Source organism: Pseudomonas sp. (genome assembly GCF_035554175.1).
GTDB lineage: Bacteria > Pseudomonadota > Gammaproteobacteria > Pseudomonadales > Pseudomonadaceae > Aquipseudomonas.
On the sequence record NZ_DATMIV010000018.1, the window covers coordinates 1 to 24232 of the forward strand.

Sequence of the window (24232 nt, forward strand, 5' to 3'; positions counted from 1 at the left end):
CTCAACCGAGGCGCGCATTCTACAGCAGCCTCATTTGCTGTCAAGTGATTATTTTCAGAAGTTTTCGAAGAATTCTTCAACAACTTCAACCACTTGCGCTTCCGATCTCTCGTTAGCGGGAGGCGAATTCTACAGCGTTAAACGCTGCTGTCAACACCTCTTTTTCTCCGCTTTCGACCGAGAGGATCGAACCGTTAAAAGAGCAACACATCACCGCTCTTTCAACTTCTTCCAGGCTTCGATGATCTGAAGCAAGTCGCTGTCGAAAATCGCTTAACTCTTTGAATCTCAAGGAATTTTCCGTTTCGACTGCGCCGGAAGTGGGGCGAATTATAGACCTCTAAGATTCGCCGTCAACCCCTATTCCCAACTTTATTCAGTTTTCAGCGTAATACGCGCAAACGCCTTCTTGCCGGCCTGGCAAACATGAGTCGCGCCCAGTACGTATATAAAGGAGCGATCAACCACTTCACCATCAACACGCACGCCTCCCGCCGCCAACAGATCGCGCGCCGCTGCCGAGTTCTTTACCAGACCAGCCTTATTAAGGACGGCAGCAATAGGCATGTCTTCAACCGAAGCCAGCTCAATTTCTGGCAAATCATCTGGCAGCTCGCCATCCTTCATGCGGTTGCCAGCGCCACGGTGAGCATTTGCAGCCGCCTCTTCACCATGGAAACGCGCAACGATCTCTTCAGCCAGCTTGATCTTGATGTCACGCGGATTCGCACCCGCCTCAACATCAGCCCGGAATGCGTTTATTTCATCCATGGAACGGAAGCTGAGCAATTCGAAGTACCGCCACATCAGCGCATCCGGGATGGAAACCAGCTTGCTGTACATGACGCCCGGTGCTTCCTGAATACCGACGTAGTTGCCCAACGACTTGGACATCTTCTTAACGCCATCCAGACCTTCCAGCAAAGGCATGGTCAGAATGCACTGAGCCTCCTGTCCATAACCGCGCTGCAACTCGCGCCCCATCAACAAGTTGAATTTCTGATCGGTACCACCCAGCTCGACATCCGCGCGCAGTGCGACCGAATCGTAGCCCTGCACCAGCGGATAGAGGAACTCGTGAATAGCGATTGGCTGATTGGTGGTGTAGCGCTTGTCGAAGTCATCGCGCTCAAGCATGCGGGCGACGGTGTATTGCGAAGTCAGACGAATGAAATCCGCCGGACCCATCTTGTCCATCCAGGTGGAGTTGAAGGCCACTTCGGTTTTCGCCGGATCAAGAATTTTGAAAACCTGAGTCTTGTAGGTTTCGGCGTTCTCGAGGACCTGTTCGCGCGTCAGCGGCGGGCGCGTTGCGCTCTTGCCACTCGGGTCGCCGATCATGCCGGTGAAGTCGCCGATAAGGAAGATCACCTGATGCCCCAGCTCTTGGAACTGACGCAGCTTATTAATAAGCACGGTATGACCCAGATGCAGATCCGGAGCGGTAGGGTCGAAACCAGCCTTGATACGCAGCGGTTGGCCGCGTTTGAGCTTCTCGACCAGCTCGGACTCGACCAACAGTTCTTCCGCACCACGTTTAATCAGCGCTAGCTGCTCTTCAACCGACTTCATAACAGACCCGCAAGGCTCAGATTCAAAGGGAACCAACCATACAAGAACGCGCACCAATTACAAGTTTTGCCCGGCGCACGGACAGCAATCCACAGGCCCGAGGTCTGTGGACTTGCTTCAGAGATGATTTGGTTATATTTTATACAGTTATTTCATCTTCATCATGTCATTCATCTTTTCCAATTCATCTATTTCAAAGTCAAAAATTACCTATGACCACAGAACCGTCTAAAGCGCCCCCGCTTTACCCGAAGACCCACCTGCTCGCCGCAAGTGGAATCGCCGCCCTTCTCAGTCTGGCGTTGCTGGTATTTCCCTCCAGCGATGTTGAAGCCAAAAAGACGACTCTGAGTCTTGAACTGGAAAGTCCTGCTGAACAACTGACACAAGATCAAGACGCTGCTGAAGCAGCTCAAGCCACAAACGAGCCCGCAGCCTCACCGTTCGCACAAATCGAAAACACTGACGAAGCTGAGCCTCAGACGGCTGAGGCCGCGCCGGCTCCTGCTGCTCCGGCAGAAAAGCCGAAAGAGCCCGGCCATCGCGAAGTGATAGTCTCCAAAGGCGATACGCTGTCGACCCTGTTTGAAAAGGTAGGTCTGCCGGCGGCATCCGTGCATGAAGTGCTGGCAAGTGACAAGCAAGCCAAACAGTTCAGCCAGCTCAAGCGCGGCCAGAAACTCGAATTCGAACTGAGCCCGGAAGGCCAGTTGACCAGCCTGCATAGCAAGGTCAGCGATGCTGAAACCATCACCCTGACCAAGAACGACAAGGGCTTTTCATTCAACCGCGTCACCGCCAGGCCCACTGTTCGCACTGCCTACGTACACGGCGTTATCAATAGCTCGCTATCGCAATCCGCTGCACGCGCCGGCCTTTCTCACAGCCTGACCATGGATATGGCCAGCGTATTCGGTTACGACGTCGATTTCGCGCAGGACATTCGTCAAGGTGACGAATTCGATGTGATCTACGAGCAGAAAGTCATCAACGGCAAGGCTGTGGGCACCGGCCCGATCCTGTCCGCGCGCTTTACCAACCGCGGCAAGACTTACACCGCCGTTCGCTACACCAACAAGCAGGGCAACAGCAGTTACTACACCGCCGATGGCAACAGCATGCGCAAGGCTTTCATCCGTACGCCGGTTGACTTCGCCCGCATCAGTTCGAAGTTCTCCATGGGCCGCAAACACCCGATTCTCAATAAGATCCGCGCCCACAAAGGCGTGGACTACGCGGCGCCACGTGGCACGCCCATCAAGGCTGCAGGTGATGGCAAAGTATTGTTGGCCGGTCGACGCGGTGGCTACGGTAATACTGTGATCATTCAGCACGGCAACACTTACCGTACGCTCTACGGCCACATGCAGGGTTTCGCCAAAGGCGTGAAAACCGGTGGCACTGTCAAACAGGGCCAAGTGATTGGCTATATCGGTACCACAGGTCTGTCCACCGGCCCGCACTTGCATTACGAGTTCCAGGTCAATGGCGTTCATGTCGATCCTCTCGGCCAGAAGCTGCCGATGGCTGACCCGATCGCCAAGTCCGAACGGGCCCGCTTCCTCGCGCAGAGCCAGCCGTTGATGGCGCGTATGGATCAAGAGAAGGCCACCATGCTGGCTTCGAGCAAGCGCTGAGTCATGGCCCTGTATATCGGCGTGATGTCCGGAACCAGTCTCGACGGGCTGGACATCGCCCTGATCGAGCAGACCTCGGCGATCAGACTGATCGCTACCCACTACCTGCCGATGCCTGACTCCCTGCGCGCCGAGCTGCTTGGCTTGTGCGCCAGCGGCCCCGACGAGATCGCCCGCTCGGCGATTGCCCAGCAACACTGGGTCGAACTTGCTGCTTCAGGTATTCACGCCCTCCTCGCTCAACAACAGCTCCCACCCGAGGCCATCCGCGCCATTGGCAGCCACGGCCAGACCATCCGCCATGAACCGGCACGCGGCTTCACCGTGCAGATTGGCAATCCAGCGCTGCTGACTGAGCTGACCGGCATCACCGTTGTCAGTGACTTCCGCAGCCGCGATGTCGCTGCCGGCGGCCAGGGTGCGCCGCTGGTGCCAGCCTTCCATGAGGCCTTGTTTGAAGAGCGTAGCGGCAACCAGGCGGTCTTGAATGTCGGCGGATTCAGCAATCTCAGCCTGATTGAGCCGAACAAACCTGTAGCCGGTTTCGACTGTGGCCCGGGGAATGTTCTGATGGACGCCTGGATTCACCGGCAACGTGGCGAGAACTATGATCGGGACGGCCAATGGGCTGCGACCGGCACGGTTCAACCGATCCTGCTCAAGGCACTGCTCAGCGACCCGTTCTTCGTTACCAAAGGCCCGAAGAGTACCGGCCGTGAGGTCTTCAATTTGCCTTGGCTGGAACAGCATCTCTCGCGCGTGCCGACCTTCGCCGCCGAAGACGTTCAGGCCACGCTGCTCGAACTGACGGCGCAGACCATCGCCGATTCGCTGCAAAGTGCTCAAACGGACACACAGGAACTGCTGGTCTGTGGCGGCGGCGCGCATAACGCCACATTGATGACGCGCTTGGCGCAACTACTGCCCGATACTAAGGTTGCCAGCACTGCCGCCCGCGGCGTTGACCCTGACTGGGTTGAAGCCATGGCCTTCGCCTGGCTGGCCCATTGCTGCCTCGAAGGAATCGCAGCCAACCGGCCAAGCGTGACTGGCGCGCGGGGTCTGCGCGTACTCGGCTCCATCTACCCGGCATAATCTGCACACACAAAAACGCCGCAGAACCGAAAGAGCTCTGCGGCGTTTTGTTGTGTGCAGTGAAGTGCGATCAGATCGAGAACGAGGATCCGCAACCACATGTCGTTGTGGCGTTCGGGTTCTTGATCACGAAGCGCGAACCTTCCAGACCTTCCTGATAATCCACCTCGGCACCGGCCAGGTATTGAAAGCTCATCGGATCGACCACCAGGCTCACGCCTTCGCGCTCAACAATGGTGTCGTCATCGGCCACGTCTTCATCGAAGGTGAAACCGTATTGAAACCCTGAACAACCGCCGCCCGTAACGAATACGCGCAGCTTCAAGCGATCATTCCCCTCTTCATCGACCAGGCTCTTCACCTTGTGCGCAGCACCTTGAGTGAATTGCAAAGCCGTGGGGGTGAAGGATTCGACGCTCATGCTGACTATCTCCCGGCGTTACGCCGCCATAATGCGTGATGACGCGCATTATCCGCTTGTCCTAGAAAATTGGTCAACTATTAGAGGAGCAGCGGCAAGCTTCAAGCGGTGAGCTTCAAGCTTGCAGCTGGCAACTTTTAGCGTGTGGCTGCTTTCAAGGAAGCATGCCGGCGTGGGACAGACCGAAGCGCTCGTCCAGGCCGAACAGAATGTTCATGTTCTGCACCGCTTGGCCCGAGGCGCCCTTGACCAGGTTGTCGATCACCGAAAGCACCACCACCAGATCGCCATCCTGCGGACGATGCACGGCGATACGACAGACGTTGGCACCACGCACGCTACGGGTTTCCGGATGACTGCCGGCTGGCATGACATCGACGAACGGCTCGTTGGCATAACGCTTTTCGAACAGCGTCTGCAGATCCACTGAGCGATCGACCACCGTCGCGTAGAGCGTTGAGTGGATACCGCGAATCATCGGCGTCAGGTGCGGCACGAAGGTCAGGCCGACTTCCTTGCCAGCTGCGCGACGCAAGCCTTGGCGAATTTCCGGCAAATGACGATGACCTTTTACCGCATAGGCCTTCATGCTTTCCGAGGTTTCGGAATACAGAGAACCTACAGCCGCACCGCGACCGGCACCGCTGACGCCGGATTTGCAGTCGGCGATCAAACGCGAAGCATCCGCCAGACCCGCTTCCAGCAACGGCAGGAAACCCAGTTGCGTAGCTGTTGGATAGCAGCCCGGCACCGCGATCAGACGCGCTTTCCTGATCTGCTCGCGATTGACTTCCGGCAGACCATAAACGGCTTCGTCCAACAGTTGCGGCGCACCGTGCGGCTGGCCGTACCACTTGGCCCATTCTTCAGCGTCCTGCAAACGGAAGTCGGCCGACAGGTCGATGACTCTGGTGCCAGCTGCGAGCAACTCGCCTGCCAGTGCGTGAGCCACACCATGCGGCGTGGCGAAAAACACCACATCGCAAGCGCCGAGGGTTTTCACGTCCGGCACGCTGAACGCCAGACCGTCGTAGTGGCCGCGCAGATTCGGGTACATGTCGGCCACGGCCAGACCGGCCTCGGATCGGGAAGTGATGACGACCACTTCTGCCTGCGGATGCTGTGCCAGCAGACGCAGCAGTTCGACACCGGTGTAACCCGTGCCGCCGACAATACCGACCTTGACCATAAACCTGCCCTCAACGAACCCACTGGAAAGCCGTCGATAATAGGGGCCGCGCGCGCCTGCGACAACCGCCAAGGTGACGTGCGGACGCTCAAGCCTCTACTATCTGGCTACCGTGAATGAGGGAATAACCAAAAATGCTCTATCTATGGCTCAAAGCGTTCCACATTGTCAGCGTTGTCTGCTGGTTTGCCGGACTGTTCTACTTGCCGCGCCTGTTCGTTTACCACGCGCAAAGCGCCGACACGATCAGCAAAGAACGCTTCAGCGTCATGGAGCGCAAACTGTATCGCGGCATCATGGGCCCGGCGATGATCGCCACGCTGATCTTCGGTGGCTGGCTGATCTACCTGAATCCGAGCCTTTTCAGCCAGGGCGGCTGGATACACGCGAAACTGACACTGGTCGTGTTGCTGATCGGTTACCACCACATGTGCGGCGCGCAGGTAAAACGCTTCGCCCGTGGCGAAAACAAACGCAGCCATGTCTTTTATCGCTGGTTCAATGAAGTGCCGGTTCTGATATTGCTGGCTATTGTAATTCTGGTCGTGGTCAAGCCGTTCTAACTTCATTCAGTACAAATCCTGGGGTGTTCATCATGTCGCTGCCCGCTCTGCTCGAACAACATCTGCGTCTGCCCGTGGTAGCGGCGCCGATGTTCCTGATCTCCAATCCTGAACTGGTGCTTGCCTGCTGCCGCAACGGCGTGGTGGGCAGCTTTCCAGCGCTGAACCAACGCGAAAGCAGTGGGTTCAAGGCCTGGCTGGAACAGATCGAAGCAGGCCTCGCGACACTGCAAAATCCTGCCCCTTATGCGGTGAACCTGATCGTTCACCACAGCAACCCGCGCCTGCAGGCGGATCTGGACATATGCGTCGAGCACAAAGTACCGATAGTTATCACCAGCCTCGGCGCGGTGAAGGAACTGGTCGACGCGGTGCACAGCTATGGTGGTCTGGTTTTTCACGACGTCACCACGCGACGTCACGCCGAGAAAGCCGCTGAAGCCGGCGTCGATGGCCTCATCGCCGTCGCGGCCGGTGCCGGCGGGCACGCGGGCACCTGGAGTCCGTTTGCCTTGATCGCCGAGATTCGCCAGTTCTTCGACAAGACGCTGTTGCTTGCAGGATGTTTGAACCACGGCCACGAGATTCTCGCCGCCCAACTGCTTGGCGCGGATTTGGCCTACTTCGGGACGCGATTTATCGGAACCACCGAAAGTCACGCGCCTGACGCCTACAAGGACATGCTGCTGACAGCCAAGGCTTGCGACATCATTCATACTCCAGCGGTGTCGGGAGTGCCGGCCAGTTTCATGCGCCAGAGTCTGGAGGCGGCCGGTTTCGACACGGCAGCACTTCAAGGCAAGGGTGAGGTGAACTTCGGCGACAAACTCAAACCGATCAACGACGAAGCCAAAGCCTGGAAGACCGTGTGGTCGGCCGGCCAGGGTGTCGGGCAGATTGATGACCTGCCGAGCGTGGATCAGCTGATCGCGCGACTGGACGCCGAATATCGTCAGGCCCAAGTGCGCGCCGCACAGTTGCCGCAACGCTGGCCACGCTGAAAACATGCCAGCTGGAAACAGCCTGGCCGTACACTGAACACCTGCAAATCAATCGCGACAAGGATGCCCCGCAAATGAGCGAACCCCGTTACAAGATCGTCTTCGACGGCGCCCTCCAGCCCGGCGTCGACCCCACTACCGCCAAACTGAATCTGGCGGACCTGTTCAAAAGCGACATAGCCGCCATCGAGCGCCTGTTCAATGGCCGCGCCGTCGCCCTCAAACGGGATTTGTCCCACAACGATGCCCAGACGTATTTCCAGGCGTTGAGCAAAACCGGGATCGATGCGCGGATCGAAGCGGAACCTGCCATTGAGCTGAATCTCGCGGAGGTTCATGACAACCCTGCAGCTGTAGCCGAACCGGACTCGCCCTACGCCCCGCCTCGCGCGAACGTCGGAGAGAACCTGCCGCCGTTTGCCACACTCAAGCCATTCAGTGTCGAAGGCCGAATCGGTCGCCTGCGCTTTCTGGCGTGGACCATGGTCTTGAGTCTGGTGACCCTGCCCATCGTTGGCGTGTTCGCCTTGTTCGCTTTGGGACTGGTCAGCGGCGACTCCACCACGGGCCTGATCATCGGCGGGATTCTGGCTTTCTTCCTGTTCATTGGCTTCATGATCGTCAGCATCCTGTTCAGCGTTCAGCGTCTGCACGATATCGGCTGGTCGGGCTGGCTGTGGTTGTTGAATCTGGTGCCCGTCGTGGGCAGCTTCTTCCCGCTGGTGATGATGGTCGTCCCCGGCAATACCGGCGCCAACCGTTACGGCCCGCCGCCTCCGCCGAACAGCACGGCGGTCAAAGTGCTGTGCTCATTGTGGATCGTGTTCTTCGCGCTGATTTTTACTGGCGGGATACTCGGCGGTTTCTCGGCTGTACAGGAGGAATACGAAAGCAATCTGGAAAGTAGTTACGACAGCGGTTCGGTGACCACCGATGAAGTTGAGGCCGTCGAGCCGCCAGCGATTTCCGCTGACGAGGCAGCCGAACCTGAGCAGGCCCCTGTAGACTCTGCAAAAGAATGAACAGCGCTCCCCGCAGTGACAACCGCGTCGCCGGCGCGGAGCTGTTGCGATGGAGAACTGCATGACCCGTTACGCTCTGATCACTGGCGCTTCCAGCGGCATCGGCCTGGCCATGGCCGAAGCGCTGGCCCGGCGCGGCCGCAGCCTGATTCTGGTGGCACGACAGCGTGATCAGCTGGAAAGTATTGCCATCGAGCTGACCCAGCGCTTCGATGTCGAAGTGTTGTTTCGCGCCTGTGACCTCGGTGAACCTTTGCGTCTGTCCGGCTTTTTGCTGGAGCTGGAAGAAGGAGACCGGCAGATCGACCTGCTGGTCAATTGCGCTGGCATGGGCACTTGCGGCCCTTTCCTCGCCCAGGACTGGATGACCGAGCAGGATCTGATCGAGGTCAACATCCTCGCCCTCACCCGCCTTTGCCATGCGGTGGGCAACAACATGGCGCTCTTGGGCGGCGGGCAGATTTTGAACGTCGCTTCGGTGGCCGCCTACAGTCCCGGCCCGTGGATGAGCACCTACTACGCCAGCAAAGCCTATGTGCTGCATTTTTCCGAAGCCCTGCGCGTTGAACTCAAACAAAGCGGCGTAAAAGTCTCGGTACTGTGCCCTGGACCGACGCGCACACCTTTTTTCCGTACGGCGCAAATGAACAGCGAAAAGATCGAAAGCAGCCATTCGCTGATGAGCCCGGAAGAAGTGGCGCTGCACGCCGTACGCGCTCTGGATAAAAACCGTGCGATCATCATTCCGGGACGCCGCAACCGCTGGCTGGCGTTCCTGCCGCGACTGGGGCCGCGCTGGCTCAACCGCACGATCGCAGGCATGGTTAACAAGGCCTACTGCCCGCGCTGAAACGACCTACAAAAATCATTGGGCGGGGATCTTTGCTCGTGATTACACTCAGACCAGCCCTAATAACGGAGAAAACAGCAGTGGATACTCTGTTCACCAAGATCATCAACCGGGAAATCCCGGCCAACATCATCTACGAGGACGACCAGGTTCTGGCCTTCCACGACATCGCCCCGCAGGCTCCGGTGCACTTTCTGGTAATCCCGAAGAAACCGGTGCGCACGCTCAATGACCTGACCGAAGATGACAAGGCGCTGGCCGGACATATCCTGTTCACCGCACAGCGTCTTGCGCTGCAACTGGGCTGCGAGGAAGGCTTTCGCGTGGTGATGAACTGCAATGAACTCGGCGGGCAGACTGTCTATCACATTCATATGCATGTGCTGGGTCAGCGTCAGATGAACTGGCCGCCGGGCTGAAACTCACCGCCTGTGTGTAGGAGCTGCCGAAGGCTGCGATCTTTTGATCTTAAAAAACCACAGCAAAATCAAAAGATCGCAGCCTTCGGCAGCTCCTAAATGAGGCGAATGAACCGCGACACTGCGGCCAATGACCCAGCGCAAACCTTCGCCGGCCGATTCGGTTAAACTGGCCGCCGAGATTCTTCTGGAGGTCAGCATGACTACCCAACGTCACTACTCGCCCATTGACCGTCTGCTGCTGCAAGCCGATGCCGCGATGCGGACCCTGTTGCCTTTCAGCGGCCAACCCTACCGTCCATCACCGGCGCTTCTGCAAGCGGATAGGCAAATGAGCGATGAAGACACCCGCCACGTCGCTGGCCTGATGCGTATCAACCATACCGGTGAAGTCTGCGCCCAGGCGCTGTATCAGGGCCAGGCGCTGACCGCCAAGCTGCCGCAGGTACGCGAGGCCATGGAGCATGCGGCAGAGGAAGAAATCGATCATCTGGTCTGGTGCGAGCAGCGAATCCATCAGTTGGGCAGCCATACCAGCATCTTGAATCCGCTGTTCTATGGCATGTCATTCGGCATTGGCGCAGTGGCCGGATTGATCAGTGACAAGGTCAGCCTCGGGTTTGTCGCGGCGACCGAGCATCAGGTCTGCAAGCATTTGAATGAGCATCTGGAACAATTGCCGGTGGAGGACGAGAAGTCCCGGGCGATTCTGGAGCAGATGCGCGCCGATGAAGAACATCATGCGCAAAGTGCGCTGGATGCGGGCGGCTTTCGTTTTCCGGCGCCAGTGAAGTTCGGGATGAGTTTGTTGGCGAAGGTGATGACCAAGAGTACCTACAGGATCTGAAATCAGTATCGCTGCAGAAGGCCTCTTCGCGAGCAGGCTCGCTCCCACAGGTGGCAGTGTTCCGAGCATGAAAAAGGCGACTGCCGTGACGGAGTCGCCTTTTTTTGTGTCCGGGAATCTTACGTGGGCATGTTGCGCGCGTAGAAGATTTCCAGCATTTCGTGTTTCACACGGTCCGTCACCTGGGCACGCTGCTCGGGCGAGAGGTTGCTGGTGGCGTCGCCGAACAGGTAATTATCCAGTTCGAAGTTCTTCAGCAGCATTTTGGTGTGGAACAGATTCTCCTGATACACGTTGACGTCGGTCATCTGATACGCGTCGCGAGTGTCTTCGGAAAGGTAGTTCTGGATCGAGTTGATCTCGTGGTCGATGAAGTGCTTGTTGCCTTCAACATCACGGGTGAAGCCGCGCACACGATAATCCACGGTGACGATGTCCGAATCGAACTGGTGGATGAGGAAATTGAGCGCTTTGAGCGGTGAAATGACACCACAGGTCGACACGTCGATATCTACACGGAAGGTTGCAATACCGTCGTCCGGATGGATCTCCGGATAGGTGTGCACCGTGATGTGACTCTTGTCGAGGTGGGCCAGGATAATTTCGGGCAATGGGCCCGGCGATTCTTCGATCTGGCTGTCAGTCGGGGTCACCGGCTCTTCCGAAATCAGAATCGTGACGCTGGCGCCCTGAGGTTCATAGTCCTGACTGGCAATGTTCAGGATGTTGGCACCAATGATCTCGACAACTTCTGTGAGAATCTGCGTCAGGCGTTTCGCGTTGTACTCTTGATTGATGTACTCGACGTAAGCCTGCTGGTCTTGCGGGGTTTCCGCGTAGCAGATGTCATAGATGTTGAAGCTCAAGGTCTTTGTCAGGTTATTGAACCCGTGGAGCTTGAGTTTGCTTTTCACCGTTAAAAACTCTCTATGTATGCGGCGCGGCCGCGTGATCAAGCATGCCCGTCAAGTGCGAACAACGCACCTGCGTAGGACGGTTAACACCTCTTCGCGATGGCGATTTTGGTTATCTGTTCAGGCGGATGACCTGTCGGCTGACCGATCACTGCCCTGAAAAAAGTGGCGCATTATGCAGACGTCAGCGGGGGATCGCCAGAGTCTGCACTGCTTTTATGATAGTTGAATGTCGGATCAGCCGAGTTCGACGATTTCGTAATCGTGGGTAATGGCTACACCGGCCGCGCCGAGCATGATCGACGCCGAGCAATACTTCTCGGCGGACAGCTCAATGGCGCGCTTGACCTGAGCTTCTTTCAGCCCTCGGCCCTTGACCACGAAGTGCATGTGGATCTTGGTGAACACCTTCGGATCTTCAGTGGCGCGCTCGGCGTCGAGAAAGGCTTCACAACTTTCAACGGCCTGACGCGACTTCTTCAGGATGCTGACCACGTCGAAGTTGCTGCAACCGCCGACACCCAACAGGAGCATTTCCATCGGGCGAACCCCGAGATTACGCCCACCAGCGTCGGGCGGACCGTCCATCACCACGACGTGACCACTGCCGGATTCGCCGAGGAACATGGCTTCGCCAGCCCATTGGATGCGTGCCTTCATCGCCCAGACTCCACTATAAAAAAAGGGTCGCCAGCTTAGCACAGCGGTTTGCCCCGACCGGAATGACGTCCTAGGAAGGATGCTTTTTGGCTGTAGGTAATTTCTCGAATTTTCGACGAAGTGTCTGGTAAGCTGGCGCCAATTCGCTGGCGCCCATTCGTCAGCTGTGTAGCGACCGCCTTCAGCGCCTCATAAAAACTCAAACATCACCGTGCAGTCTTTTCGGGATACAACCATGGTTGCTATTACCCCCACACCCAAAATCAAGAACATCGACAAGCTGTTGATGCATTGCCAGCGCCGGCGTCATGCGGCCAAGAGCAACATCATCTGCGCCGGTGATCGCTCGGATACGCTCTACTTCATCATCAAGGGCTCGGTCACCATCCTCATCGAAGACGACGATGGTCGCGAGATGATCATCGCCTACCTCAACGCTGGCGATTTCTTCGGCGAACTGGGCCTGTTCGAGCAAGCAGGTCAGGAGCAGGAACGCAGCGCCTGGGTGCGGGCCAAGGTCGAATGTGAAACGGCGGAAATCAGTTACGCCAAGTTCCGCGAACTGTCGCAGCACGATCCAGACATTCTTTACGCGCTCAGCGGACAAATCGCACAACGCCTGCGCAACACCACGCGCAAAGTCGGCGACCTGGCGTTTTTCGACGTCACCGGTCGAGTCGCTCGCTGCCTGCTGGAATTGTGCAAACAGCCGGACGCCATGACCCACCCCGACGGCATGCAGATCAAGGTCACCCGTCAGGAAATCGGTCGGATTGTCGGTTGTTCGCGGGAGATGGTCGGGCGCGTACTCAAGGATCTTGAAGAACGCAACCTGGTCGATGTGAAAGGCAAGACCATGGTGGTCTTCGGGACACGCTAAACGTAGATCCGCGCCAGCATCAGACGAAACAATTCATCAAGACGCGCCAATGCCTGTGGCGCGTTGAATTTCTCGTGCAGGGCGATGTGGCTTTGCGCCCTGACCCGCTGCTCCAGGCCGCAGGCTTCATTGAAGCGATTGACCGCTGCGACCATCGCTTCACGTTCGTCGTCCATCAGCATCGCACCGTGCACCAGGCCCACCGGGCGTTGCCCACCCTGACTCTGGCGCCAGCGCTGGGCGGTGCCAACCATTTTGCGACCGTCGAGATTGACGTTGAAGCGGCCATCGCAGAAGGCGCCGTCGATTTCGCCCACCGACGAAGTACCGCCCAATTCATCGAGCAACTGACAGATCGGATCGCACAGGCGGCGGTAACCGGTTTCGATACGGTTAAGGTCGCCTTCGCTGCGAGGTGGCGCGTAGACCAGCGCGATGTTGATAGTCGACGCCGATTGCGGCACCGGTTCACCGCCAGTTTCGCGCAGCAGCACCGGCCAGCCAGCGGCAGCGCTGATTTCGCAGGCGTGCTCGAATCCAGGAAGTCGGTTGAGGCGACGCGGCATGACCAAGGCGCGGTCGGTGGGTTGCCAGAACAGCAGGCCGAATTCGGCGTCGCCAGCGCAGACCGAGGCCAGCAAGTCCTGTTCGGCTTGCAGGCCGGATTCGATGGTCAGCGGGGTTGGCAGCGACATGGGGGGCTCCGGCAGATTGAATCTCTTTAGCGGAATTTAGGGCCTCTTCGCGAGCAGGCTCGCTCCCACACTGGAATGCATTTCCCTGTGGGAGCGAGCCTGCTCGCGAATGAGGGCGACTCGGTCAGTCGAGGGTCGAACCGCTGACTACTGGACCACCACGCTCAGGGAAGAACAGGCGCTGCAACTCAATGCCCGGGTTTTCCGCGCGCATGAATGCTTCGCCGACCAAAAACGCATACACGTCGCTGATTTCCATCAGTTCAACATCGGCACGATTGAGGATGCCGCTCTCGGTGATCACCAGGCGATCGCGCGGAATGCGTGGCAGAAGATCAAGGGTGGTTTCCAGGCTCACGTCAAATGTGTGCAGGTTGCGGTTGTTGACCCCGACCAGCGGCGTGTCGAGGGTTTTCAGCGCACGCTCCAGTTCGTCGCCGTCATGCACTTCCACCAACACATCGAGACCGACGCCTTTGGCCACGGCGGCCAGTTCGGCCATTTTCACGTCGTCCAATGCGGAGACGATCAACAGCACGCAATCGGCGCCAAGCGCGCGGGCTTCAACGATCTGGTAGGGATCGATCATGAAGTCCTTGCGGATCACCGGCAGCTTGCAGGCGGCGCGCGCTTGTTGCAGGTAGGCATCGGCGCCCTGGAAGTAATCGATATCGGTCAGCACCGACAGACAGGTTGCCCCGCCCTTCTCGTAGCTTTTGGCGATGTCGGCTGGCACGAAGTCTTCGCGGATCACGCCTTTGCTCGGCGAGGCCTTCTTGATTTCGGCAATCACTGCCGGTTGTTTCTTCTTCGCTTGCGCCAGCAATGCCTGGGCAAAACCACGGGGTGCATCGGCCGCCTTGGCCAGACTTTCCAGCTCGCTCAGGCTGACCCGAGCGCTGCGCTCGGCGACTTCCTCAACCTTGCGCGCCAGAATGTTTTCCAGAACCGTCGGTACACTCATCCTTCATTCTCCACTTTGAATACCGCGGTAAAGGCACCCAGCTCCTCGAGCTTTTCCCGAGCGAGGCCAGTGTGCAGCGCGTCGTGCGCCAGCTCCACACCCTGTTTCAGACTGCTTGCCAGATCGGCGGCGTACAGCGCCGCACCGGCATTGAGCACAATCATCTCTGCAGCTTTCTGACCGTTTTCAGTTTTGCGCTTGCCGAGTGCATCGCGGATCAGCGCCAGCGACGCCTCTGGGCCTTCGACCGACAGACCGTGCAGGCTCTGGCTCTTCATGCCCAGATCTTCCGGCTCGACCCAATACTCAGTGATCTGGTTGTTTTTCAGCTCGGCGACAAACGTCGGCGCGGCGAGGCTGAATTCGTCCAGACCGTCCTTCGAGTGCACTACCAGCACATGTTTGCTGCCCAGACGCTGCAAGACTTCGGCCAATGGCCGGCACAGCGCTTGGGTGAACACGCCGACTACCTGATGTTTCACACCGGCCGGATTCGTAAGCGGGCCGAGCATGTTGAATAGTGTGCGCAGGCCGAGTTCACGGCGCGGGCCTGCGGCGTACTTCATCGCTTTGTGGTGAGTCTGGGCGAACATGAAACCGATGCCGACGTTGTCGATGCAGCGCGCAACCTGTACCGGCGTCAGGTTCAGATAAATGCCGGCAGCTTCCAGCAGATCGGCGCTGCCACTCTTGCCCGATACCGCGCGGTTGCCGTGCTTGGCCACGGTGCAACCGGCTGCGGCGACAACAAAAGAAGAAGCAGTCGAAACGTTGAAGATGTTCGCACCGTCACCGCCGGTGCCGACCACATCGACCACGCCGTCGAGGGTTTTCAGTTCGACCTGATCGGCCAGCTCACGCATCACCGACACGGCGCCGACGATTTCGTCGATGCTCTCGCTCTTCATGCGCATGGCCATCATGAACGCGCCGATCTGCGCTTCGGTGCATTGGCCTGTCATGATCTCGCGCATCACGTCGCGCATTTCATCGGTGCTGAGGTCGAGGTGATCGACGATACGGCTCAGGGCTGTCTTGATATTCATGGGAAGTCCTTAGCGCGTACCGCCGGTTTGTTTGAGGAAATTGGCCAACAGTTCATGCCCCTGCTCGGTGAGGATCGACTCGGGGTGGAACTGTACACCCTCGATGTTCAGGGTCTTGTGACGCAGGCCCATGATTTCGTCGACCGAGCCGTCGTCGTGTTGCGTCCACGCCGTCAGTTCCAGGCAGTCGGGCAGGCTCTCGTGCTTGACGATCAGCGAGTGATAGCGAGTGACGGTCAGCGGGTGATTGAGGCCGGCAAACACGCCCTTGTCCTCATGGAATACCGGGCTAGTCTTACCGTGCATGACCTGGCGGGCACGCACCACATCGCCGCCGAAGGCCTGGCCGATGGACTGGTGGCCGAGGCAGACGCCAAGAATCGGCAGTTTGCCGGCGAAGTGCTTGATGGCATCGATGGAAACGCCCGCCTCGGTGGGCGTGCAAGGTCCAGGGGAAACGACGATGCGTTCGGGATTCAGCGCTTCGATTTCGGCGATGGTCAGCTCGTCGTTGCGCACCACTTTGACCTCGGCACCCAGTTCGCCGAGGTATTGCACAACGTTGTAGGTAAAGGAGTCGTAGTTGTCGATCATCAGCAACATGGCGTTTCGAACCTCTTGAATTCTGACTTGATGACAGCCTTCAGATGACTTGCCCGCAGGGCGCTGTACGATGTCGGACGCGCAGAGGGCGCCAGCACAGCGGCATTTCAAACAGGCAAGGAAGGCAAAGCGATACAGATCCGGCGGGGCCGGCAGAGAAGATTCAGGCGCGCCAACGCCAGCGGGCGTGTGCCTTGATGACTTGATCCAGAAGTTTGCTGGTGATCAACACGGGGAAGGTCTCGTTCATACGTTCCGGCACAGTAACTTAGCTGGACGGAGCGTGCAATATGGCGGGGCCTGCGGCTTATGAAACGGGAGAAGGATTCGCGACCGATGGCAAAACGCCGGAAGTTTTTGGTACTGTCGTTTCGTTCATCTACAACAATAAATAAACGGACTTGCTCATGATCAGACAAACTTTGTTTGTACCGCTGGCCGGCTGCTTGCTCGCGCTGGCTTGTGCCCAGGCCAACGCAGCGCCCAACCCTTATTCCAGTTTCATCGTGTTCGGCGACAGCCTCAACGACGCCGGCACCTTCGCCGACACGGGCGGCCCGGCAGGTTCCACCGAGCGTTACACCAACCGCACCGGGCCGGTTTACCAGGATGGCAGCGGCGAAGTCTATTCGTTGAATTCCACGCAGTTGCTTGGCGGCCGCCTGGGCTTTTCGCCCGACCAGACAGCCTCTTCCAGTTCCGCGGTACGCGCGGAAAACGGCCAGGTCGACGGCAACAACTGGGCGGTCGGCGGCTATCGCACCGACCAGATTCTCGACTCGATCACCACGCAATCGGCGACCGGCGAACGCACCCGCGCCGGTTACCTGCCGTCGAACGGCTTTCGCGCCGACCCGAATGCGCTTTATTACATTTCCGGTGGCGGCAACGATTTCCTCCAGGGCCGCATTCTCAGCCTGCCCCAGGCCAACGCCGCAGCCGATCGACTGGCCGACAGCGTGCAGACTCTGCAGACCGCCGGCGCCAAATACGTGATGGTCTGGCTGCTGCCCGACGTTGGCCTGACCCCGGCCCTCAATGGCACGCCGCTGCAGGCGTTCAGCAGTACCCTTGCCAATCAGTTCAACAGTCAGTTGGTGACGCGCCTGCAAGGCATAAACGCCGAAGTCATTCCGTTGAACATTCCGGCGCTGCTCTCGGAAGTGTTTGCCGACCCGGGGCGTTTTGGCCTGGCCACCGATCAGAATCTCACCGCAACCTGTTTCAGCGGCAGCGGTTGCCCGGAAAACGCCCGCTACGGGATCAACAGTGCCACGCCGGATCCGACCAAGCTGATTTACAACGACGGCGTGCACCCGACCGAAACCGGGCAAAAACTCATCGCCGATTACGCCTATTCCCTGCTCGCGGCCCCTTGGGAGTTGAGCCTGCTGCCGGAAATGGCTCACGGCACCGTGCGTGCGCATCAGGATGAATTGCGTAACCAGTGGCAGGCGGATTGGGAAAACTGGCAAGCAGTCGGCCAATGGCGCGCCCTCGTCTCGGCCGGCGGTCAGCGTCTGGATGTCGACAGCCAAAGCAGCGGCGCCAGTGCCGACGGCAGCGGTTACAACCTCAACGTCGGCGGCAGCTATCGCCTGAACGAGGCCTGGCGGGTGGGTGTGGCCGCCGGGTTGTACCGGCAGAATCTCGAAGCCGGCCACAACGATTCCGACTATAAACTCAACAGCTACATGGCCACCGCGTTCGCCCAGTTCCAGCAGAATCGCTGGTGGGCCGATGCCGCGCTGACTGGCGGCAAGCTCGACTACGACAACCTCAAGCGCAAGTTCGACCTCGGCGCCAGCGAGGGCGCCGAGAAAGGCGACACCGACGGCAGCCTGTGGGCGTTCAGCACACGCATTGGTTATGACATCGCGCAGCCAGGCAGCGAGTGGCACCTGTCACCCTTTGTCAGCGCCGACTACGCCAGTGTCGATGTCGACGGTTACTCGGAAAAGAGCAACCGCGCCACCGCGCTGACCTTCGATGACCAGAGCCGCGATTCGAAACGCTTGGGCCTGGGGATTCAAGGCAAGTACAACTTCACCGCGCAAACCCAGGTGTATGGCGAATACGCTCACGAGCGTGAGTACGAAGATGACGTGCAAAAGGTCAACATCGCCCTCAACACCCTTCCGGCCAATGACTTCACCCTTGAGGGCTACACACCGGCGAGCCACCTCAACCGCTTGAGCCTGGGCGTCAGCCACAAGCTGACGGCGGACTTGGCGCTGCGTGGTGGTTATACGTTGCGCAAGGATGATGACTTCAAGCAGCAGGGAGTGAATGTCGGGGTTGTGCTGGATTTTTAATGGCAGATGTAAAAAAGCGGCGCCTTTGAGGGCGCCGCTTGTTTATAACCCGACACAAAACCAATGTGGGAGCGAGCCTGCTCGCGAAAGCGCTGGGTCAGCCAACATCAACGGTGACTGACACACCTCTTCGCGAGCAGGCTCGCTCCCACATGGGAAATGGCGTGGGTCAGGCGTCCGGGGTTTGCTCGGCCAGGGCCACGGCGCGGAACATGGCGCGGCGCTTGTTCAGGGTTTCTTCCCATTCCAGCGCCGGAACCGAGTCGGCGACGATGCCGCCACCGGCCTGCACATGCAGCTCGCCGTTCTTGATCACCGCCGTGCGAATGGCAATCGCGGTGTCCATGTTGCCGTTCCAGGCGAAGTAACCGACCGCACCGCCATACACGCCACGCTTGACCGGCTCGAGTTCGTCGATGATTTCCATCGCGCGAATTTTCGGCGCGCCGGACAAAGTGCCCGCCGGCAGAATCGCCCGCAGTGCGTCCATTGCGGTCAGGCCCGACTTCAACTGGCCGGTGACGTTGGAAACGATGTGCATCACATTGGAATATCGCTCGATGACCATTTTCTCGGTGAGCTTCACCGAACCGATTTCCGAGACGCGCCCGGTATCGTTGCGGCCCAGGTCGATCAGCATCAGGTGCTCGGCGATCTCTTTGTCATCCGAAAGCAGGTCCTGCTCCAGCGCCACATCGGCTTCTTCGGTCGCGCCGCGTGGGCGAGTGCCGGCGATCGGGCGCACGGTGATCAGGTTGTCTTCAACGCGCACCAGCACTTCCGGCGAACTGCCAACGACATGGAAATCGCCGAAGTTGAAGAAGTACATGTATGGCGTCGGGTTGAAGCAACGCAGAGCGCGGTACAGATCGATCGGCGCAGCCTTGAAGTCGATCGACATGCGCTGCGACGGCACGACTTGCATGCAGTCACCGGCGAGGATGTATTGCTTGATGGTGTCGACGGCTTTTTCGTAATCGTCCTGAGTGAAACTGGAACGGAATACCGGGTCAGCCGATTGCTGCTTGCTGAAATCCAGGCCACGGCGCGGGGTAATCGGCTGACGCAGTTTCTCCAGCAGCCCCTGCAATTGCGCCTGACCTTGTTCGAAGGCGTCCGCCTGCGCAGGATCGGCCAACACGATGGCGTGCATCTTGCCGGCGAGGTTGTCGAACACCACGACGGCGTCGGAGACCATCAGCAGAATATCCGGCACGCCCAGTGGATCCGGGTTCGGGCACTTGCCCAGGCGCTTCTCGACATAACGCACGCAGTCGTAGCCGAAATAACCGACCAGGCCACCGTTGAAACGCGGCAGACCGGCGATGGTCGGTACGTTGTAGCGCGCCTTGAAGGTTTCGACGAAGGCCAGCGGGTCTGCAACGTCGTGGCTTTCGGTTTCGACGCCATCGACGGTAATACTCACGTGATGGTCGTGCACCCGCAGCACCGTGCGGCACGGCAGGCCGATGATCGAATAACGGCCCCATTTTTCGCCGCCCTGCACGGATTCGAGCAGGTAGGAGTTGGGCTGGTCGGCCAGTTTCAGGTAGATCGACAGCGGCGTGTCGAAGTCGGCCAGGGTTTCGCAGGCCAGCGGGATGCGGTTGTAGCCGTCAGCGGCCAGACGCAGGAATTCTTCGCGGATCATAAGGTGCCTCGTGGTGTGAGGTGCAAATCAGTCAGTCAGGCAAACGCGCCGGCAGGCCGGCCAGAATCAGTCAGGCGCGCCAACGCCAGCGGGCCAGGGCCTTGATGACTTTCATCCAGAGTTTGCGGGTGACCACCACGATGGCGTTTCCAGAAGGGGGTTGAACAGCGTCGGGCAACGTTATCCCACCGGCCAGATCCAGGCAACCGGGAATTAGTTTGCGTAAATCGTCGATCACCAGTGCCGGCGATTCCTCGGCAATCGGCCGGCCATGGTTGTAGCCATAGCTCAGCGCCACACACTTGACCCCCGCCGCTTTCGCCGCCTGCACATCGCTGCGCGAGTCGCCGACGAACAACGACTGCGAGGCCGGAATGTTGGCCATTTTCATCACGAAGAACAGCGCCGCCGGGTCAGGTTTCTTCTGCGGCAGGGTGTCGCCGCCGATGATCCACTTGAAGTAGCGACCGATCTTCATCTGATCGAGCAGCGGCGCGACAAAGCGCTCCGGCTTGTTGGTAATCAGCGCCATGGCCACGCCTTGCTTGTGCAGCCACTTGAGGGTGTCGCGAACACCGGGATAGACCACGGTCAGCTCATGGCTGGCGCCGTAGGCGTCCATGAAAATCTCCAGCGCGCGCTCGGCTTCGGCATCATCCACTGCCGCGTGATCGATGCCACCGGCCAAGGCCCGGCGAACCAGCACCGGGGCGCCGTTGCCAACCCATTCACGCACCGCTTCGATGCCCGCCGGCGGGCGGCCGAGGGAGAGCAGCATGGTGTCCACCGCCGCTGCCAGGTCGGGAACCGAATCGATCAGCGTGCCATCCAGATCGAACATTACCAACCGTGGCAGTTGCCCCGGGAACAGCTGCTCAAAACCGCTCATGGGCGCGCCAGCGCCAGTTCGGAACGCATCTTGCCGATGACTTCCTGATAGTTCGGCGCGTTGAAAATGGCTGAGCCGGCGACAAAGGTGTCTGCGCCGGCGGCAGCGATTTCGCGGATGTTGTTGAGGTTGACACCGCCGTCGATTTCCAGACGGATGTCGCGGCCCGAGGCATCGATGATCGCCCGCGCTTCGCGCAGTTTGTCGAGGGTGCCGGGGATGAACTTCTGCCCGCCGAAGCCCGGGTTGACGCTCATCAGCAGAACCATGTCGACTTTGTCGATGACGTACTTGAGCACATCCAGCGGGGTCGCCGGATTGAACACCAGGCCGGATTTGCAGCCGCCTTCGCGGATCAGTTGCAGCGAGCGATCGACATGCAGGGTGGCTTCCGGGTGAAAGGTGATGTAGGTCGCGCCGGCTTCGATGAAGTCGCCAACGATGCGATCCACCGGGCTGACCATCAGGTGCGCGTCGATCGGCGCGGTGATGCCGTACTTGCGCAGCGCCGCGCAGACCATCGGGCCGATCGTCAGGTTGGGCACATAGTGGTTGTCCATGACGTCGAAATGAACGAAGTCGGCGCCAGCGGCGAGAACGTTGTCCACTTCCTCGCCAAGGCGGGCGAAGTCAGCGGAGAGGATCGACGGAGCAATTACGAAGGGCTGCATGACGCACCTGTTCTGAGCTAAATCACGATGGCGCGCATTGTATACCTCAAGTTTGTGCGCACGCACCGGGACCGCGATGATTGGGTTATGCCATGAGCGCTGAGCGACCGCGCCTCAGTAGGCTGCGCGGTAGATCTTCTCGATGTCCGCGGCGCTGAGCTTGCGCGGGTTGTTGCGCATCAGACGCTCGATTCCGGCGGCTTCCACGGCCATGGCCGGGATAGCCTCCTCCGGCACGCCGAAACTGCGCAACCCGACGGGAATTTCCACCGCCGCGCACAGATCGCTCATCGCTTGCACGGCTTTGTCGGCTGCTTCGCTGAGGCTCAGATGAGCAGTCTTCACGCCCATGGCTTCGGCAATATCCTGCATGCGTTCGACGCAGGCCATTTTGTTCCAGGTCATCACATACGGCAGCAGCAATGCGTTGCTGACGCCGTGGGCAATGTTGAAGCGCCCGCCCAGCGGATACGCCAGCGCATGCACCGCACCGACCCCGGCATTGCCGAACGCCATGCCGGCCATCAGGCTGGCGGTGGCCATGTCTTCACGCGCTTGCAGGTTGGCACCGTTGGCGTAAGCCTTGGGCAGCGCGCTGGCAATCAGCTTGATCGCGCCGATGGCCAGGGAGTCGGTGATCGGCGAAGCGTTCACCGACAGGTAGGATTCGATGGCGTGCACCAGCGCATCGACGCCACTGGCGGCGGTGACGCTGCGCGGACAGGTCAAAGTCATTTGCGGACTGACCAGCGCCACGTCCGGCAACAGATAGTCGCTGACAATGCCTTTCTTCAGTTGCGCGACCTTGTCGGAGAGGATTGCCACGTTGGTGACTTCGGAGCCAGTGCCGGCGGTGGTCGGGATGGCGATCAGCGGCGGGCCTTTGCGCGGCACCTGATCGACGCCGAACAGGTCTTCCAGCGCGCCGTGATAACCGGCGTAGGCAGCGACACTTTTGGCGATGTCGATGGCGCTACCGCCGCCGAGGCCGATCAAACCGTCATGCCCGCCTTCGCGGTAGGCGCGCATGCAGTCTTCGACGATAGCGATTTCCGGGTCGGGCAACACGCGGTCGAAGATTTCGTATTCGCGCCCGCCAAGCTGTACCAGTGCCAGCTCGACAGTGCCGGATTTGACCAGCGCGGCGTCGGTGACGATCAGCGGGTTGTCGATGTCCAGCCGGGTGAGTTCGGCAGCCAGTTGTTCGATGGCTGCGGCGCCGGTGATCAGTTTGTGAGCGATTTTGAACTGGGACAGACTCATGGTGCGCAGCCTCTTATAGATAGGGGAGCTGGGCACAAGATTAGCTGGGGATTTGGGGTTCTCTGCTATTCAGGTCATGAATGACCGCGCGAACCCTTTGAACGACTGCCCCCTGTAGGAGCTGCCGAAGGCTGCGATCTTTTGATCTTGATCTGAAAGCAAAGTCAAAAGAACGCAGCCTTCGGCAGCTCCTACAGAGGACGATTCGGTTCGGCAGGGGGGCTGGTGTCAGACCTGGGCGGTACGCAGCTTTTCGCTACGGCCGCGCAGCCATTCCAGGGTCAGCAACAGGATGACGGAGAAGGCGATCAGCAACGTCGCCGCCGCTGCAATCGTCGGGCTCAGATTCTCGCGAATCCCGCTGAACATCTGCCGTGGCAACGTCGCCTGCTCGGGACCTGCGAGAAACAGCGTCACTACCACCTCATCGAACGACGTCGCAAAGGCAAACAGCGCCCCGGAAATCACCCCCGGCGCGATCAGCGGCAAGGTCACCCGGCGAAACGCGGTCAGTGGCGAAGCACCCAGGCTGGCCGCCGCCCGCACCAGATTGTGATTGAACCCCTGCAACGTCGCCGACACGGTGATGATCACAAACGGCACACCCAGCACCGCATGCACCACGATCAACGAGAAGAAGCTGTTACCCAGTCCCAGTGGGGCGAAGAACAGATAACTCGCGACGCCGATGATCACTACCGGCACCACCATCGGCGAAATCACCAGCGCCATCACCAACGATTTGCCGGGGAAGTCGCCACGGGTCAGGCCGATCGCCGCCAGCGTGCCGAAGATCATCGCCAGCACGGTTGCGGCCGGGGCGACGATGATGCTGTTCTTCAACGCACGCATCCATTCCGCCGAAGCGAAGAAGTCGTGGTACCACTGCAGCGAGAAACCTTGCAGCGGGTAGACCAGAAAACTGCCCGAGTTGAATGACAGCGGCACGATCACCAGTACCGGCAGAATCAGAAACAACAGGATCAGGCCGCAGAGGATCCGCAGGCTGTAGAACCACACCCGTTCGATGGGCGACATGTAAGGACTCAGCATCGCAAATTCCCC

Annotated in this window: 25 protein-coding genes; 11 read left to right on the plus strand and 14 right to left on the minus strand. The window is 59.2% G+C overall.

Annotation, left to right across the window (positions count from 1 at the left end):
- The coding region (locus tag VNV36_RS07250; RefSeq protein ID WP_325717173.1) for a hypothetical protein at positions 1 to 250 on the plus strand (250 nt) is incomplete at its 5' end.
- A 122-nt stretch (positions 251 to 372) separates the two neighbouring features.
- On the opposite strand, the gene tyrS is transcribed toward VNV36_RS07250, so the two are convergent.
- Entirely contained in the window at positions 373 to 1572 is a 1200-nt protein-coding gene (tyrS, locus tag VNV36_RS07255) for a tyrosine--tRNA ligase (RefSeq protein ID WP_325717350.1), read from the minus strand.
- A 212-nt stretch (positions 1573 to 1784) separates the two neighbouring features.
- Here tyrS and VNV36_RS07260 point away from each other — a divergent pair, with 212 nt between their 5' ends.
- A complete protein-coding gene (locus VNV36_RS07260; RefSeq protein ID WP_325717351.1) occupies positions 1785 to 3209 on the plus strand; it encodes a peptidoglycan DD-metalloendopeptidase family protein in 1425 nt (474 codons plus the stop codon).
- 3 nt (positions 3210 to 3212) lie between these two features.
- Complete coding sequence (locus tag VNV36_RS07265; RefSeq protein ID WP_325717174.1) at positions 3213 to 4304, plus strand: anhydro-N-acetylmuramic acid kinase; 1092 nt, start codon at positions 3213 to 3215, stop codon at positions 4302 to 4304.
- 70 nt (positions 4305 to 4374) lie between these two features.
- On the opposite strand, the gene erpA is transcribed toward VNV36_RS07265, so the two are convergent.
- Both erpA and argC read right to left on the minus strand, forming a co-directional pair.
- The gene (gene erpA, locus VNV36_RS07270) at positions 4375 to 4725 is read right to left on the minus strand and encodes an iron-sulfur cluster insertion protein ErpA (protein ID WP_007918905.1); all 351 of its coding nucleotides are present in this window, start codon (positions 4723 to 4725) and stop codon (positions 4375 to 4377) included.
- A gap of 154 nt (positions 4726 to 4879) precedes the next feature.
- Entirely contained in the window at positions 4880 to 5914 is a 1035-nt protein-coding gene (argC, locus tag VNV36_RS07275) for an N-acetyl-gamma-glutamyl-phosphate reductase (RefSeq protein ID WP_325717175.1), read from the minus strand.
- Between the two features lie 134 nt (positions 5915 to 6048).
- Between argC and hemJ the strand changes: the two genes are divergently transcribed.
- The 6 genes from hemJ to coq7 all read left to right on the plus strand — a co-directional run bounded on the left by hemJ (position 6049) and on the right by coq7 (position 10616).
- The gene (gene hemJ / locus VNV36_RS07280) at positions 6049 to 6477 is read left to right on the plus strand and encodes a protoporphyrinogen oxidase HemJ (protein WP_325717176.1); all 429 of its coding nucleotides are present in this window, start codon (positions 6049 to 6051) and stop codon (positions 6475 to 6477) included.
- Positions 6478 to 6509: 32 nt separating this feature from the next.
- Positions 6510 to 7478, plus strand: coding sequence for an NAD(P)H-dependent flavin oxidoreductase (locus tag VNV36_RS07285; protein WP_325717177.1), 969 nt, complete (start codon positions 6510 to 6512; stop codon positions 7476 to 7478).
- Positions 7479 to 7552: 74 nt separating this feature from the next.
- On the plus strand, positions 7553 to 8500 hold the full coding sequence (locus tag VNV36_RS07290; protein ID WP_325717178.1) for a DUF805 domain-containing protein: 948 nt from the start codon (positions 7553 to 7555) through the stop codon (positions 8498 to 8500).
- Positions 8501 to 8561: 61 nt separating this feature from the next.
- A complete protein-coding gene (locus VNV36_RS07295) occupies positions 8562 to 9350 on the plus strand; it encodes an SDR family NAD(P)-dependent oxidoreductase (protein WP_325717179.1) in 789 nt (262 codons plus the stop codon).
- A gap of 80 nt (positions 9351 to 9430) precedes the next feature.
- Positions 9431 to 9769 (plus strand): histidine triad nucleotide-binding protein, encoded by a 339-nt coding sequence (locus tag VNV36_RS07300; RefSeq protein WP_325717180.1) that lies wholly within the window; start codon positions 9431 to 9433, stop codon positions 9767 to 9769.
- Between the two features lie 199 nt (positions 9770 to 9968).
- The gene (gene coq7, locus VNV36_RS07305; RefSeq protein WP_325717181.1) at positions 9969 to 10616 is read left to right on the plus strand and encodes a 2-polyprenyl-3-methyl-6-methoxy-1,4-benzoquinone monooxygenase; all 648 of its coding nucleotides are present in this window, start codon (positions 9969 to 9971) and stop codon (positions 10614 to 10616) included.
- 119 nt (positions 10617 to 10735) lie between these two features.
- Here coq7 and speD read toward each other — a convergent pair whose 3' ends face one another.
- Both speD and VNV36_RS07315 read right to left on the minus strand, forming a co-directional pair.
- Positions 10736 to 11530, minus strand: a complete 795-nt coding sequence (gene speD / locus VNV36_RS07310; protein WP_024014530.1) for an adenosylmethionine decarboxylase — start codon at positions 11528 to 11530, stop codon at positions 10736 to 10738.
- Between the two features lie 237 nt (positions 11531 to 11767).
- Positions 11768 to 12190: an OsmC family protein gene (locus VNV36_RS07315; RefSeq protein WP_016772921.1), complete on the minus strand. Its 423-nt coding sequence runs from the start codon at positions 12188 to 12190 to the stop codon at positions 11768 to 11770.
- A 235-nt stretch (positions 12191 to 12425) separates the two neighbouring features.
- On the opposite strand from VNV36_RS07315, the gene crp reads away from it, so the two are divergent.
- Positions 12426 to 13070, plus strand: a complete 645-nt coding sequence (gene crp, locus VNV36_RS07320) for a cAMP-activated global transcriptional regulator CRP (protein WP_325717182.1) — start codon at positions 12426 to 12428, stop codon at positions 13068 to 13070.
- Here the strand turns inward: crp and VNV36_RS07325 are convergent.
- The 4 genes from VNV36_RS07325 to VNV36_RS07340 form a co-directional block, all read right to left on the minus strand.
- Positions 13067 to 13765: a lipoate--protein ligase family protein gene (locus VNV36_RS07325; protein ID WP_325717183.1), complete on the minus strand. Its 699-nt coding sequence runs from the start codon at positions 13763 to 13765 to the stop codon at positions 13067 to 13069. The two genes, crp and VNV36_RS07325, sit on opposite strands and share 4 nt — an antisense overlap.
- Before the next feature lie 124 nt (positions 13766 to 13889).
- Positions 13890 to 14729: an indole-3-glycerol phosphate synthase TrpC gene (gene trpC / locus VNV36_RS07330; RefSeq protein WP_325717184.1), complete on the minus strand. Its 840-nt coding sequence runs from the start codon at positions 14727 to 14729 to the stop codon at positions 13890 to 13892.
- Positions 14726 to 15775 (minus strand): anthranilate phosphoribosyltransferase, encoded by a 1050-nt coding sequence (trpD, locus tag VNV36_RS07335; protein WP_325717185.1) that lies wholly within the window; start codon positions 15773 to 15775, stop codon positions 14726 to 14728. The genes trpC and trpD overlap by 4 nt, the downstream gene beginning before the upstream one ends.
- A gap of 9 nt (positions 15776 to 15784) precedes the next feature.
- On the minus strand, positions 15785 to 16378 hold the full coding sequence (locus VNV36_RS07340) for an aminodeoxychorismate/anthranilate synthase component II (RefSeq protein ID WP_325717186.1): 594 nt from the start codon (positions 16376 to 16378) through the stop codon (positions 15785 to 15787).
- Between the two features lie 407 nt (positions 16379 to 16785).
- Between VNV36_RS07340 and estP the strand changes: the two genes are divergently transcribed.
- Complete coding sequence (gene estP / locus VNV36_RS07345; protein ID WP_325717187.1) at positions 16786 to 18693, plus strand: esterase EstP; 1908 nt, start codon at positions 16786 to 16788, stop codon at positions 18691 to 18693.
- A 169-nt stretch (positions 18694 to 18862) separates the two neighbouring features.
- Here the strand turns inward: estP and trpE are convergent, their stop codons facing one another.
- From trpE to VNV36_RS07370, 5 genes are all read right to left on the minus strand, one after another.
- Positions 18863 to 20344: an anthranilate synthase component I gene (trpE, locus tag VNV36_RS07350; RefSeq protein WP_325717188.1), complete on the minus strand. Its 1482-nt coding sequence runs from the start codon at positions 20342 to 20344 to the stop codon at positions 18863 to 18865.
- 70 nt (positions 20345 to 20414) lie between these two features.
- A complete protein-coding gene (locus VNV36_RS07355) occupies positions 20415 to 21233 on the minus strand; it encodes a phosphoglycolate phosphatase (protein WP_325717189.1) in 819 nt (272 codons plus the stop codon).
- Entirely contained in the window at positions 21230 to 21904 is a 675-nt protein-coding gene (gene rpe / locus VNV36_RS07360; protein ID WP_325717190.1) for a ribulose-phosphate 3-epimerase, read from the minus strand. Before rpe ends, VNV36_RS07355 begins: the two co-directional genes overlap by 4 nt.
- 114 nt (positions 21905 to 22018) lie before the next feature.
- The gene (locus VNV36_RS07365; protein WP_325717191.1) at positions 22019 to 23167 is read right to left on the minus strand and encodes an iron-containing alcohol dehydrogenase; all 1149 of its coding nucleotides are present in this window, start codon (positions 23165 to 23167) and stop codon (positions 22019 to 22021) included.
- 228 nt (positions 23168 to 23395) lie between these two features.
- Entirely contained in the window at positions 23396 to 24220 is an 825-nt protein-coding gene (locus VNV36_RS07370) for an ABC transporter permease (RefSeq protein ID WP_093097808.1), read from the minus strand.
- Between the last annotated feature and the right edge of the window lie 12 nt (positions 24221 to 24232).